Origin of the sequence: Streptomyces sp. NPDC088354, assembly GCF_044753585.1 — a bacterium.
Lineage (GTDB): Bacteria > Actinomycetota > Actinomycetes > Streptomycetales > Streptomycetaceae > Actinacidiphila.
Genome location: NZ_JBIVNJ010000001.1, coordinates 618245 through 631167, shown reverse-complemented (window position 1 = coordinate 631167; position 12923 = coordinate 618245). Strand labels below are relative to the sequence as shown.

Annotated in this window: 10 protein-coding genes; 6 read left to right on the top strand and 4 right to left on the bottom strand. The window is 72.4% G+C overall.

The window, feature by feature from the left end; all coding sequences use genetic code 11:
• Window positions 1-6: 6 nt before the first annotated feature.
• The gene (locus tag ACIP98_RS02950; protein ID WP_319663037.1) at window positions 7-426 is read right to left on the bottom strand and encodes an SsgA family sporulation/cell division regulator; all 420 of its coding nucleotides are present in this window, start codon (window positions 424-426) and stop codon (window positions 7-9) included.
• A gap of 217 nt (window positions 427-643) precedes the next feature.
• On the opposite strand from ACIP98_RS02950, the gene ACIP98_RS02945 reads away from it, so the two are divergent.
• Together ACIP98_RS02945 and ACIP98_RS02940 are read left to right on the top strand one after the other, a co-directional pair.
• A complete protein-coding gene (locus tag ACIP98_RS02945; protein ID WP_401973350.1) occupies window positions 644-1816 on the top strand; it encodes a winged helix DNA-binding domain-containing protein in 1173 nt (390 codons plus the stop codon).
• A gap of 67 nt (window positions 1817-1883) precedes the next feature.
• Window positions 1884-2072 (top strand): hypothetical protein, encoded by a 189-nt coding sequence (locus ACIP98_RS02940; protein ID WP_319663035.1) that lies wholly within the window; start codon window positions 1884-1886, stop codon window positions 2070-2072.
• A gap of 34 nt (window positions 2073-2106) precedes the next feature.
• Here ACIP98_RS02940 and ACIP98_RS02935 read toward each other — a convergent pair whose 3' ends face one another.
• Window positions 2107-4335, bottom strand: a complete 2229-nt coding sequence (locus tag ACIP98_RS02935; RefSeq protein ID WP_401973348.1) for a D-alanyl-D-alanine carboxypeptidase — start codon at window positions 4333-4335, stop codon at window positions 2107-2109.
• 475 nt (window positions 4336-4810) lie between these two features.
• On the opposite strand from ACIP98_RS02935, the gene ACIP98_RS02930 reads away from it, so the two are divergent.
• The 4 genes from ACIP98_RS02930 to ACIP98_RS02915 all read left to right on the top strand — a co-directional run bounded on the left by ACIP98_RS02930 (window position 4811) and on the right by ACIP98_RS02915 (window position 9005).
• Window positions 4811-5521, top strand: coding sequence for a GPP34 family phosphoprotein (locus ACIP98_RS02930; protein ID WP_319663033.1), 711 nt, complete (start codon window positions 4811-4813; stop codon window positions 5519-5521).
• Window positions 5522-5780: 259 nt separating this feature from the next.
• The gene (locus tag ACIP98_RS02925; RefSeq protein ID WP_319663032.1) at window positions 5781-6638 is read left to right on the top strand and encodes a helix-turn-helix transcriptional regulator; all 858 of its coding nucleotides are present in this window, start codon (window positions 5781-5783) and stop codon (window positions 6636-6638) included.
• Between the two features lie 212 nt (window positions 6639-6850).
• Entirely contained in the window at window positions 6851-7060 is a 210-nt protein-coding gene (locus ACIP98_RS02920) for a DUF397 domain-containing protein (RefSeq protein WP_319663031.1), read from the top strand.
• A gap of 415 nt (window positions 7061-7475) precedes the next feature.
• Window positions 7476-9005 (top strand): sodium:solute symporter family protein, encoded by a 1530-nt coding sequence (locus ACIP98_RS02915; protein WP_401973346.1) that lies wholly within the window; start codon window positions 7476-7478, stop codon window positions 9003-9005.
• A 53-nt stretch (window positions 9006-9058) separates the two neighbouring features.
• Here the strand turns inward: ACIP98_RS02915 and ACIP98_RS02910 are convergent, their stop codons facing one another.
• Together ACIP98_RS02910 and ACIP98_RS02905 are read right to left on the bottom strand one after the other, a co-directional pair.
• Window positions 9059-10165 carry an ADP-ribosylglycohydrolase family protein gene (locus ACIP98_RS02910; protein ID WP_319663029.1) on the bottom strand — a complete coding sequence of 369 codons (1107 nt, stop codon included), beginning with the start codon at window positions 10163-10165 and terminating at the stop codon, window positions 9059-9061.
• Between the two features lie 130 nt (window positions 10166-10295).
• A complete protein-coding gene (locus tag ACIP98_RS02905) occupies window positions 10296-12869 on the bottom strand; it encodes a bifunctional FO biosynthesis protein CofGH (RefSeq protein ID WP_401973344.1) in 2574 nt (857 codons plus the stop codon).
• Window positions 12870-12923: the final 54 nt, after the last annotated feature.

Here is a 12923-nt window from a genome sequence, read left to right as displayed (position 1 = left end):
GCCGCCTCACTCCTCCCCGAGGAGGAAGGCGACCACGGCGTCCATGTCGACGCCGCGGAACTCGTGGCCGGGCGGAACGGCCTCGTAGACGCGGGCCAGGAAGATCCGCAGGTCGGTGGTGGCGACCTCCACCAGGGCGACGCCCTGGTGGGCGCGGAACTCCAGCACCGTGCGGTCGGGGCCGGCGGGGCGGACGTGGACGTCCCCCTCGCCGGCCGGCTCGTACAGCCCCGTGGTCAGCAGGCCGCGGCCGAAGACCCAGGTCACCTCGGCGCCGTCGAGCGACACCGAGGCCGGGAAGGCCACTCGCGCCGCGAGCGGGTCGTCGCGGTGGTAGCGCAGGGTCGCCGTGATCTCGTGGCCCTCCGGCCCGGACTCCGGGGTGTGCAGGCGGGCCTGGACGATGTGGTCGATGTCGGTGAGCATGGCTGGGTCCTCCGGGGGTGCCGTGCCGCGGTCCGGTGTGCCTTCCGTCGCGGGTGAGAGCGTCAACGGCCCCGCGTCTTACGCGGGTTGGGCGGGAACTTCCGGCGAGGGCGATGTGATCCGCGTCACATGGCACCGGGGGCGCTGTCGGTGGCCCGTGCCACGATGAGGTCGCGGCGCCCGGCCGGGCGCCGCCGGACCACGACGGGGGTGAGCCATGGGCGCACGGCGCGACATCGGGGCGCGGGAGCGGCGGCACCGGATGGCCGCGCGGCAGCGGCTGACCGCCGGGGGGCGCTCGGAACGGCCGGAGGAGGCCACGGAGTCGCTCGTCGCCCTGCACGGTACGGACCCGGCCACGGTCTACCTGTCCGCCGCGGCGCGGATGCGCGTCCCGGACCCGGCGGCGATCGATCACGCCCTCTACGAGGAACGCAGCCTGATCCGGCTGCTCGCGATGCGCCGGACGATGTTCGTGGTCACGGCCGCCGCACGACCGGTGGTCCACGAGGCGGCGGCCCACGCGATCGCCGCCGCCGAACGCCGGAAACTGCTGACCTTCCTCGCCGAGGGCGGCGGCTGGGACGAGCGGTGGCTGGCGGAGGTCGAGGGGGCCGTCCTGACCGCACTCGCCGGGGGCACGGAGGCCACCGCCGCGGAACTGGCCGAACGGGTCCCGCGTCTGCGCGAACAGGTGGTGGTGGCCCGCGGCAAGCCGTACGAGGCCACGCAGAACGTGTCGAGCCGGGTCCTTCGGGTGCTCGCCGCCGAGGGCCGGATCGTACGGCGGCGCCCGCTGGGCGGCTGGACGAGCAGTCAGTACCGCTGGGCCGCCGGCGCGGTCCCGCCGCGGACACCGGCCGGCGAGGCGCGGGCGGAGCTGGCGCGGCGCTGGCTGGCGGCCTACGGGCCGGGCACCGAGGCCGATCTGAAGTGGTGGACCGGGTGGACGCTCACCGAGGTCCGCGCGGCGCTGAAGGCGATCGGCGCCGAGCCGGTCGGACTGGCGGAGGGCACCGGCTACGTCCTGCCGCAGGACACCGGGCCGGAGCCGGACCCCGGGCCGTGGGCGGCGCTGCTGCCCGCGCTCGACCCGACGCCGATGGGCTGGCGGGGGCGCGACTGGTACCTGCCCGAGGACCCCGCGGACCGTGCGGCGCTCTTCGACCGCTCGGGCAACATCGGCCCCACGGTGTGGTGGAACGGCCGGGTCGTCGGCGGATGGGCCCAGCGCGCGGACGGCACCGTCGTGCACCGCCTGTTCACCGACCCCGGCCGCGAGGCGGCCGCGGCGGTCGGGGAGGAGGCGGCCCGGCTGAGCGGCTGGCTGGGCGGCACACGCGTCACCCCCCGCTTCCGGACACCACTGGAACGCGAGTTGTCCGCCTGAACCGCCGTCACCCTGGGTATGCCGCTCCTGACGCCCGGTACACGGAAATGACGCTGGAGGTGGACCGATGGAACAAGTGGCGGTGTTCTGCGGCAACTGCGATTGCGGCTGCCCCACGCTGTACGTGGACGAGAGCGCGCCGCCCGAGCAGAGGGTCGTCCTGACCGACGACTTCGGGCAGCGCGTGCGGATGAGTTCCGACCAGTTCCGCTCACTGGTGGATGAGGCGAAGGCGGGCCGGCTGGACCACGTGTAGCGGTCCGGCCGGCCCGCCTGCGCGGGGAGCCTGGTCAGCCGAGGCGGGTGAGCCTCGAACCGAAGGACGGCTCGGTCAGGTCGCGTCCGAGCGTGACCGGGACCTTGATGCTGCTGTCGCCGTTGCCGACGGTGAGGGTGCCGATCGCGGTTCCGGCCGGCGCCTTGTGCGGAATGCCGGTCTTGGCGCCGACCACGGAGATGTCGACCTTCAGCCCGGTCCAGCCGATCGCGGTGACGTCCTTGGCGGCCACGACGCGCGTCCGGCCGCCGAGGCCGTCGTCGATGTAGCCGACGACGTCACCCTTCTTGATCACGGTGTCCGAGGTGAGGGTGTCCAGCGCGGCCTGCAGCAGGGTGCTGCTGCGGTCGAGCACCGTGTCGATGATGGGCGCCTTGTGCTGCCCCAGCATCGCCCCGATGATCAGCTGCTTCGTGCCGCCGATCTCACGGACCGCCGCGAAGAGCAGGTTGCCACCGGCCTTGGTGCTGGTGCCGGTCTTGATGCCGACGACGTGGTTGTAGCCGGCGAGCTGGTTGTAGTTCTTCTGGACGTCGCCGTTGATGTCCGTGTACTGGATCTTGGTGGCGATCTCCGCGAACACCGGGTCCTTCATGGCGGCGTGGCCCAGTTTCACCTGGTCGCTCGCCGTGCTGACGGTGGTCGCCTCCAGACCGCTGGGGTCGGTGTAGTGGGTGTTCCGCATGCCGAGCTGCTTGGCGGTGGCGTTCATCTTCTTCACGAACGCCGCCTCAGACCCAGCGTCCCAGCGGGCCAGCAGGCGGGCGACGTTGTTCGCCGACGGCAGCATGACCGCCTCCAGCGCCTCGTACTCGCTGAGCTTCTGCCCGGCGGTCACCTTGACCACGGACTCCTGCTCCGCCTGGCCGCTGACGAACTGCTGCTCGGCCTTCTCGTCGACCGGGACCGTCTCGCCCTCGCCGCCCTTCTTGATGGCGTGGTCGCGCAGGATCACGTAGGTCGTCATGACCTTCGCGACGCTGGCGATCGGCACGGGCTTCTCCTGCCCGAACGCGCCCAGCCGGCCCAGGCCCTCGGCCTCCACGACCGCCTGGCCCTGCGCGGGCCACGGCAGCGAGAGCTCGTCGCCCTCGAAGGTGTACGAGGACTTCGCCGTCAGCGTCAGCGCCGGCGCGGGCAGCGGGCGCAGCGCCTGCACCAGGACGAAGACCACCGCCAGCAGCAGCACCACCGGGGTCCAGATCTTCACCCGGCGCACGGTGGTGCGCAGCGGGGTCTCGGCCGGCGGCGGGGTGTTGGTCAGCTCCGCCAGCAGCTTGAGCGGTTCGTCCGGCTCGGGCGGCAGCGGCAGCGGCAGCGGCATCTGCTTCGTACGCGAGCCCAGGTCCTCGGCCGGACGTTCGTCGCCGACCAGGGGGACAAACGTTCCGCCGGGCCGGGCCGGCGTCGCGACGGGAGCGGCGGCGGAGGGGCGTACGACGGCCTTGCCGGCGTCGCCGGCGTCGCGCGCCCGGTCCTTCTCCGGCGCGGCGGCCGGGGCGGCCGGGGCGCCGGGCGCCCTGAGGGTGAGCGTTCCCTCCCGGGGCGGCGCGTCCGCGCCGTCCGCGCGCGGCGCGCGGAGCGTCATGGTGCCCTCGCCGGTCCGCGGACCACCACCGGGGCCCCCGAACGCGCCCCCTCCGCCGTTGACACGGCGCGGGGCGTCCTGGGAGCCGTCCTCGGGGCCGTCGTCCGCGGCGGGGGCCGTCGCCTGGCCGGTGTCCCCGGAGTCGTCCCCGGCGGGGGCCTCGTCGTCCTCCGCGGCCGCGGGCTCGTCGCCGGTGCCCTCGCGGTCCGCTCCGGCAGCGGGCGCGTCGGCCTCGTCCGCGTCGGTCTCGTCCGCGTCGGTCTCGTCCGCGACGTCGTCGTCGCCCGCGTCGGTCGCGTCGGTGTCGTCCGCGTCCGCGCCGGCGGAGCCGTCGGTGTCGCCCGCCGCGTCGGCGGGCTCCTCAGACGCCGCTGTGGCGCCCTCCGGAGCGTCGTCCGGCCCCTCGGAGCCGTCGGCGGCCTCCGCTGCCGCACCGGCGTCCTCAGGGGCGTCCTCGGGGCCGTCGGCCGGCTCGGCGCCGGGGGCGGTCGTGTCCTCCCGGCGGTCCTGCCCGGACCGGGCATCCGCGGGCACGGCCGCGGGGGCGCCCGACGCGCCTGCGGCGTCGGTACGGGATTCCGCGGGCCCCTCACCGTCGTCCGCCGGGGAGGCCTCCTCCGCGTCCTGCGCAGTCGCCTCCGCGACACCGTCCACAGCCGCTCCGCCGTCCGGCGTACCGGAACTACGCCGCTCGGGTTCCGCCTCCGTGTCCGCCCGGTCCGCCGCGGGCGGCTCCGGCGCGTGCTCCGGGGCGTCCGGAGACGTTTCCGCCGGCCCCCCTCGGAGGACGGCGAGCCTCGGATCCACCGCCCCGCGCCCGGTCGCCTCCCCCGACGACTTCTGCTGATCCGCCCTGCCGGGGGACTCGCCCGCCACGCAGACCTCCTCCACACGTCGTGCGGAGCGCCGCCGCGGCGCCCCGCTCACCCTTACACCAGTTTCCAGGCCCCGGCCGATCAGCCTCAGAGGGACCCGCCGACGGGGCGCCTCGGCCGTCCCCACGACGGCGCCGCCCCGGTCCAAGACGCAAACGACATATGAGTCGGTTCCCGCACGAACGGGCAAGGCGCTCTCGACAGGCCGGTGTGAGAGGCGTCACCCTGTCATTCATCCACGCGGGGAGGCATGGATGGGCAGGAGCCGCAGAACACTTCCGGAGGAGCTGTTGCTGCTCGCCCTGGACCCGGCCACGGGTACCACGGCGCAGCCGCAGTCTCTTGACCTCGGTCTTGCCGGGGCCCAGCTAGTGGAGCTGGCCCTCGCAGGACGAATAGCCCCTGACGGGGATCGTATCGCCGTGGTGCACCCACGGCCGACAGGAGATCCGACCCTGGACTCCGCGCTCGAACTGCTGCGCCGACGCGGCAGCCCGGTGCGCGCCGTCCACTGGATCGGCGGGCCCCGCCTGGGGCTGCGCCAGACGTATCTCGCGCACCTGGAGCGGTGCGGCATGGTGCATGCCGTACCGGGTCAGATGTGCGGGGTGCTGCCGACCACGCGCTATCAGGCGACCGACAGCGAGGTCAGCCGGGAGATCAGGGCCCGGCTGGACAGCGCGATCCGCACCGGTGTGCCACCGGACCCGCGGACCGCCGCCCTCGCCGCGATCGCCCATGCCGTGGGCCTCGGCAAGCATCTGTACCCGGGCAACGAGGGCCGGTCCTCGCGATCGCGTCTGCGTGACCTGATCCGGTACGACCCCATGGGCGGCCTCGTCGCGCACGCCGTGATGGACGTGCAGAACGGCGCCGCCGCACCGCCCAAACGCGCCCCGGCCCAGGGGCGCCCCGCACCGGACCGGGCGACGGGCCACGGCATGGTGCGGGCGGGCGCCCGCTGAACCCGCGGTGCCGGGGTCAGGGCCCCGGCACCGACGACAGCACAGCCAGCGCGCCAACGGCACGCGGGGCGGGGAACCGGTTCGCCCGGTCCTCCGGCCCGCGTGCCGTTGCCGTTTGTCGGCTCTTTTGAAGAGCGCAGCATACGACCATTTCCCAGCGGTGGGATGACCGATAGTGGCAGTCTGCTGACCAGCAGTACACGTCAGCGCGGAACTCAGCGCAGAACAGCAGCCGCTCGCAACCGGAGGTGCGCATCCCGTGGCCGCCAACGTCAATCCCACCGTCAGGCGTCGCCGACTCGGGTCGGAACTGCGCAAGTTGCGCGAACAGAAAGGGATGACGGCCGAGGAGGTGGCGGCCCGGCTGCTCGTCTCGCAGTCCAAGATCAGCCGCCTGGAGAACGGCCGTCGCAGCATCAGCCAGCGCGACGTCCGCGACCTGTGCGGCGTGTACGGGGTCGACGACGCCCGCCTGGTCGACTCGCTGATGAACATGGCCCGCGAGTCCCGCCAGCAGGGCTGGTGGCACGCCTTCGGCGACGTCCCCTACAGCGTCTACATCGGCCTGGAGACCGAGGCCGAGTCGCTGCGGGTGTACGACTCCCTGGTGGTGCCCGGCCTGCTGCAGACCCGGAACTACGCCTCGGCGGTCATCGAGGGCACCCTCCCGGAGGCCACCCCCGAGCAGATCGAGAAGCGGATCGAGATCCGGCTGCGCCGGCAGGAACGCGTCACGGACCCGGACATCCCGCTGCGCTTCTGGGTCGTCATGGACGAGTCCGCGCTGCGCCGCGTCGTCGGCAGCAGGGACGTGATGCGCGAACAGCTGGAGTACCTGGCCCAGATGAGCACCCAGGCGCACGTGACCGTGCAGGTGCTGCCCTACGAGGCCGGCGCGCACCCGGGCATGTCCGGGAACTTCGCGATCCTGGAGTTCGCCGACGCGACCGACTCCAGCGTGGTCTACATCGAGGGCGTCACCAGCGACCTCTACCTGGAGAAGCCGACCGACGTGCACGGCTACAGCGTCATGTACGAGCACCTGAGGGCGCAGGCGCTGAGCGCCGAGGCGAGCCGCCTGTTCATCGCGGACGCGGCCAAGGAGTACGCGCGCTGACGGTGCGTCAGGCCGGGGGCGGGCGCGAGGGACACAGGCCCAACCCACCCTCGCGCACCAGCGGCCCCGGAGCGTACACCCGCGCCACCGCGAGGCGGAAGGTGAACTTGGAATATGCCACCCGTTGGAGCTAACGGCGGCTGTGGCAGGTGATGTTGGCGAGTAGCTTCGATCACGTCAGAGCTGCACGAATGAGAAAGCTCGGAGCGATCATGGCTATTCAGCTCGGAAACACCAAGGCGTGGGTCAAGTCCTCCCGCTCCCAAGGGAACGGGGCCTGCGTCGAGGTCGCGTCCCGCCACCTGTCCGCCGTCGACGTCCGCGACTCCAAGGACCCCGACGGCCCTACCCTCGGCTTCTCCCCCGATGCCTGGTCGGCGTTCGTCACGGACGTCAGCCGCGGAGCCTTCGACCTGGACTGAGCACCACGCAGTACCCGCACGGGCCCTCTCGACCGGCACGCCGTCCTGGCCGAGGGGGCTCACTGCTGCCCCGGACCTCCCATGCCCGCCCCCGCCGCCCCCCTCCCTGGGAGGAGGCCGCGGCCCGCCGGTGGACGCGGGCAGAGCGATGCGCCGGCATCGGGGGAGGACAACGGGTCGTTCCGGCGAAGTACCCGCCCATCGTGAGCCGCCGGGCGTGTTCACGACAACGTCAAGTAAGGTCAAGAACAAGTAAAACAATTCTGCCATCTGATCGTGGTTCATACTCTTGAACGCGACTGGTCTTGACCATGCCCCTACCGCGCGGTTCAATCTGGGGCGCCGCCCCGCGACGGACGTACCGGCGAAGTACGCACCCGTTCACAAGGCGGACCCCTGAAGGGGGCAACAAGGCATGAACAGTCTCGACTGGGCCGTACTGGTCGCGTACTTCGGCGTGATGGTCGTCATCGGCCTGTGGTCCCACAAACGTGTCGACAACGTCGGCGACTTCTTCACCGCCGGCGGCCGGATGCCGTGGTGGCTGTCCGGCATCTCGCACCACATGTCCGGCTACAGCGCGGTCATGTTCACCGGCTACGCCGGCATCGCGTACACCTACGGCGTCACCTCGTACGTGACGTGGTCCTTCCCGATCGCCATCGGCATCGCCATCGGCGCGAGCCTCTTCGCGCCGCGGCTCAACCGGCTGCGCTCCCGGCTCCATGTGGCCTCCCCGCTGGAGTACCTGAAGAACCGCTACAACGTGCCCACGCAGCAGGCGCTCGCCGTCTCCGGTGTCCTGCTGAAGATCGTGGACGTCGGCGCGAAGTGGGCGGCCATCGCCACCTTGCTGTCGGTCTTCACCGGCGTCTCCCTCAACCAGGGCATCCTCATCACCGGCGCCGTCACCGCCGTCTACTGCACCGTCGGCGGCCTGTGGGCCGACGCCCTCACCGAGCTCGGGCAGTTCGTCATCCAGTTGCTCGCGGGGCTGGCGATGCTGATCGCGGTGCTGGGGAAGATCGGCGGCATCAGCGGACTGTGGACCGTGTGGGACAAGCTGCCGGACAACCACACCGCCCCGACGGCCGGCCCGTACACGCTGACGTTCCTGCTGGCGTACCTGTTCATCAAGACCTTCGAGTACAACGGCGGCATGTGGAACCAGGCCCAGCGCTACATGGCCACCGCCAACGCCCGCGAGGCCACGCGCTCGGCCCGGTTGTCGGCGCTGCTGTGGTTCGTCTGGCCGCTCGTGCTGTTCTTCCCGATGTGGGTCGCCCCGCTGCTGGTGCAGGCGCAGAAGCCGGACGCCTCCGACTCCTACGCGCTGCTGACCGAGCAGTTGCTGCCGCACGGCCTGCTGGGCCTGGTCGTCGTCGGCTTCTTCTCGCACACGATGGCCATGTGCTCCTCCGACGCCAACGCGATCGCCGCCGTCTTCACCCGCGACATCGCGCCCGTGCTGTCCAAGGCTGCGCGTTCCTGGAGCGATCGGGCCGGGCTGGTCGCCGCCCGGGTCACCACCGTGGCCTTCCTCGCCCTGTCGATGGCGGTGGCCACCCAGGTCAACTCGCCGGCCTTCAAGGACATCATCACGGTCGTCATCAAGTGGGTGGCGGGTCTGATGGGCCCGATCGCCATCCCGTTCATGCTGGGTCTGCTGCGGCCGTTCCGCAAGTCCGGCCCGACCGCGGCCCTGGTGTCGTGGGCGGCGGGGCTGTTCGCCTTCTGGCTGACCAACTACGGCCTCGACGGCGTCCAGTTGCAGATCCAGATCGTGACGCCGCTGGCCGTCTCGCTCGTCCTGTACGTGCTCATCGGCTTCGTCAGGCCCGAGGACACCCCGGAGCGGGACGCCGTCCTGGCCCGGATCAACTCCGACGACGACGGGGACGGCGCGGCCGCCGAGGCCGTGCCCGAGACACCGGCCACGGCCTGACGCCGGGCTGCCGGGCTGCCCGGCCGGTCCTCCGCCGGGCTCAGGCGGCGGGATCAGGCGGCGGGGTAGCGCTCAAGCCACGCCGCCGAGACGCCCCCCGGCCCGTGCAGGGCCGGGGACTGCGTCATCTCCATGGCGAAGTCGTCCGCGAGCTGGAGGATCGTGCCCCGGCCCTCCAACTCGGCGAGCCAGGCCGGCGGCAGGGCGGTCTCACCGTGCTGGACACCCAGCAGGTTGCCGCAGATCGATCCCGTGGAGTCGCTGTCGCCTGAGTGGTTGACCGCGAGCAGCAGGCCGTGCCGGATGTCCTCGGCCACCAGCGCGCAGTAGACACCGATGGCGAGGGCCTCCTCGGCGGTCCAGCCCTCGCCGAGGGCCTCCACCCGCGCGGCGTCGGGCAGGCCCTGGCGTACCGCGCCCAGCGCGGCCTGCAGGGCGGCGGAGGTCTCCTGGTGCCCCGGGCGCCGCGCGATGAGGGCGAGTGCCTGCTGCACCGCGCCGTCCAGGGCCTCGCCGCGGGCCAGCCCGTGGACGATCACCGCGAAGGCGCCCGCCGCCAGGACCCCGGTGGGGTGGCCGTGGGTCTGCGCGGCGCATTCGAGCGCGAGTTGCAGGACGAGCTGCGGCTCCCAGCCGACGAGCAGCCCGAAGGGCGCGGAGCGCATCACGGTGCCGCAGCCCTTGGAGGTGGGGTTCTTCGGCTGGTCCAGGGTGCCCATCCGGTCGTCGCCGAGCCCGGTGAGGCAGGCCCGGCCGGGTGCGCGGCGGGAGTAGAGCCATTCCTCGCGGGCCAGCCACCCGATGTCCTTGCGGCGTTCGTCGGGGCCCCAGTCGCTCTGGGTGGCGGCCCACCGCCGGTACGCCCGGTGGATGTCGGTGGGCGGGTGCCAGGTGCCGGTGTCGCGGCGCACCTGGGCGCGGATCAGCCCCTCGGCGGTGAAGAGGGTCATCTGGGTGTCGTCGGTGATCGCGCCGCGCCGGCCGTAGGCGGGGACGTAGTCCGTGACGCCCTTCTCGCCGTGCGCCTCCCGGATGGCGGCAAGGGAGTCGAACTCGATCCCCGCGCCGAGCGCGTCGCCCATCGCGCCCCCGAGCAGGCACCCGCGGACCCGGCTGCGGAAGTCCTGCTGCTCGACGCGCCCCCATACGGCCCCGCCCATGCCACTGCCTCCTTCGCCGTTCGCCGCCAGCACTGTAATCGACCACGAACGGTCGGTTCCCGACCACGGAAGGAATGTGGTCGGTCACTCGCGGCGGCGTTCCGGGCACATGCCGGACGTCCGGGGGGAGTCAGTCCTCCAGAACCGGCAGGAGTTCGGGGAGGTGGCCGTCGGAGGCGAGGCCGGTGGTGATGCGTTCGGCGGGGACCTGGCCGTAGGTGGTGGTGCGCTGGCGGGCGGGGCGGCCGGCGGCCTCGGCGATGGCGACCAGGTCGCGGATGGAGCGGTAGGAGCCGTAGCTGGAGCCGGCCATGCGGGAGATGGTCTCCTCCATCAGGGTGCCGCCCAGGTCGTTGGCGCCGGAGCGGAGCATCTCGGCGGCGCCGTCGGCGCCGAGTTTGACCCAGCTGGTCTGGATGTTGGTGATGTGCGGGTGGAGCAGCAGGCGGGCCATCGCGGTGACGGCGCGGTTGTCGCGTCCGGTGGGGCCGGGGCGGGCGATGCCGGCCAGGTAGACCGGGGCGTTGGTATGGATGAAGGGCAGGGTGACGAACTCGGTGAAGCCGCCGGTCTCCTGCTGGATCCGGGCGAGCAGCCGCAGGTGGGCGAGCCAGTGGTGGGGCTGGTCGACGTGCCCGTACATCATGGTCGACGAGGAGCGAAGTCCCAGGGCGTGTGCGGCCTTGACGACCTCGATCCAGGTGGCGGTGGGCAGTTTGCCCTTGGTCAGGATCCAGCGGACCTCGTCGTCGAGGATCTCCGCGGCGGTGCCGGGGATGGAGTCCAGACCGGCGTCCTTGGCCGCGGCCAGCCACTCGGGGATCGACATCCCGGTGCGGGTGGCGCCGTTGACCACCTCCATCGGCGAGAAGGCGTGCACGTGCATGCCCGGCACGCGCTCCTTGACCGCGCGGGCGATGTCGAAGTAGGCGGTGCCCGGCAGGTCCGGGTGGATACCGCCCTGCATGCACACCTCGGTCGCGCCGACCTGCCAGGCCTGCTCGGCCCGGTCGGCGACCTGCGACAGCGACAGGGTGTAGGCGTCCGCGTCGGTACGGCGCTGCGCGAAGGCGCAGAAACGGCAGCCGGTGTAACAGACGTTGGTGAAGTTGATGTTCCGGGTGACCACATAGGTCACCTCGTCGCCCACGGTGTCCCGCCGCACGTCGTCCGCGATCCGCGCCAGCGCGTCCAACGCCGCACCATCGGCATGGAACAACGCCAGCGCCTCGGCGTCGGTGAGCTTGGTCGGGTCGTCGGCGGCGACGGAGAGCGCGGTGCGGACATCGGCCTCGATGCGGTCCGGGACGAATCCCGGGGCGGCCTGCTCGCGCAGCGCCTCCCAGTCGCCGTACACCTCGTCGAAGTCGTCGCGGCGGTCGCCGGTGCGGCCCTCGGTGTCGATGGTGCGGTGCAGGTCGGTGCGGCCGGTGGCGGTGAAGGCCTCGTCGGGCTCCTGCCACGGACGGCCCCGCACCACCGCGTCCTCACGGGCCAGTCCGGTCTCCGGATCGGCCAGCGCCCGGACGTGCGGCAGCAGCCGCGGGTCCAGCCACGGCTCGCCGCGGGTGACGAACTCCGGGTAGACGCACAGGCGTTCCCGCAGCGCGAAGCCTGCCGCCGCCGAGTGCTCGGCGAGCTCGTCGATCCGCGGCCAGGGGCGCTCGGGGTTGACGTGGTCAGGCGTGAGCGGGGAGACCCCGCCCCAGTCGTCGATGCCGGCCCCGATCAGCCGCGCGTACTCCGCGTCCACCAGGTTCGGCGGCGCCTGCAGGCACGCGGCCGGCCCCATGATGTGCCGGGCGACCGCGACCGTGGCGACCAGGTCGTCCAGTTCCGCGTCCGGCATCCCGCGCATCGCCGTGTCCGGCTTGGCGCGGAAGTTCTGGATGATCAGCTCCTGGATGCCGTGGTACGAGCGCGCGACCCGGCGCAGCGCGAAGAGCGACTCCGCGCGCTCCTCGTACGTCTCGCCGATCCCGATCAGCAGCCCGCTGGTGAACGGCACCGAGCTGCGCCCCGCGTCCTCCAGCACCCGCAGCCGCACCGCCGGCTCCTTGTCGGGCGAGCCGTAGTGCGGCCCGCCCGGCTCGGACCACAACCGGGTCGCCGTGGTCTCCAGCATCATGCCCATCGACGGCGCGACCGGCTTGAGCCGCTGGAAGTCCGTCCAGCTCATGACCCCGGGATTGAGGTGCGGCAGCAGTCCGGTCTCCTCCAGGATCCGGATCGACATGGCGCGGACGTAGGCCAGGGTGTCGTCGTAGCCGTGCGCGTCCAGCCACTCGCGCGCTTCGGGCCAGCGGTCCTCGGGCTTGTCCCCGAGGGTGATCAGGGCTTCCTTGCAGCCGAGTTCGGCGCCGCGGCGGGCGATGTCCAGCACCTCGTCCGGGGACATGAACATCCCGTGGCCGGCGCGGCGCAGCTTGCCGGGCACCGTGACGAAGGTGCAGTAGTGGCACTTGTCCCGGCACAGCCGCGTCAACGGGATGAACACACTTTTGGAATACGTGATGACGCCGGGACGCCCCGCCGCCTCCAGCCCCGCGTCCCGCACCCGGGCGGCGCTCTCCATCAGATCGGCCAGGTCGTCCCCCCGGGCCTGGAGGAGCACCGCGGCCTCGGCGGTGTCGAGTGCGACGCCGTCACGGGCACGCTTGAGCGCACGGCGCATGCTGTTGGCGGTGGGCGGGGTGTGCGTCATTCTCCGAGCATAGGTGCGCCCTCCGTCAGTGGGCGCTGTCACGTAGATCACCGG

Coding starts and splice junctions, on each gene's coding strand:
- ACIP98_RS02910 (WP_319663029.1), bottom strand. CDS start 10,165: ATGGGCGGGGCCGTATGGGGGCGCGTCGAGCAGCAGGACTTCCGCAGC.
- ACIP98_RS02945 (WP_401973350.1), top strand. CDS start 644: ATGGGCGCACGGCGCGACATCGGGGCGCGGGAGCGGCGGCACCGGATG.
- ACIP98_RS02905 (WP_401973344.1), bottom strand. CDS start 12,869: ATGACGCACACCCCGCCCACCGCCAACAGCATGCGCCGTGCGCTCAAG.
- ACIP98_RS02930 (WP_319663033.1), top strand. CDS start 4,811: ATGGGCAGGAGCCGCAGAACACTTCCGGAGGAGCTGTTGCTGCTCGCC.
- ACIP98_RS02915 (WP_401973346.1), top strand. CDS start 7,476: ATGAACAGTCTCGACTGGGCCGTACTGGTCGCGTACTTCGGCGTGATG.
- ACIP98_RS02940 (WP_319663035.1), top strand. CDS start 1,884: ATGGAACAAGTGGCGGTGTTCTGCGGCAACTGCGATTGCGGCTGCCCC.
- ACIP98_RS02950 (WP_319663037.1), bottom strand. CDS start 426: ATGCTCACCGACATCGACCACATCGTCCAGGCCCGCCTGCACACCCCG.
- ACIP98_RS02920 (WP_319663031.1), top strand. CDS start 6,851: ATGGCTATTCAGCTCGGAAACACCAAGGCGTGGGTCAAGTCCTCCCGC.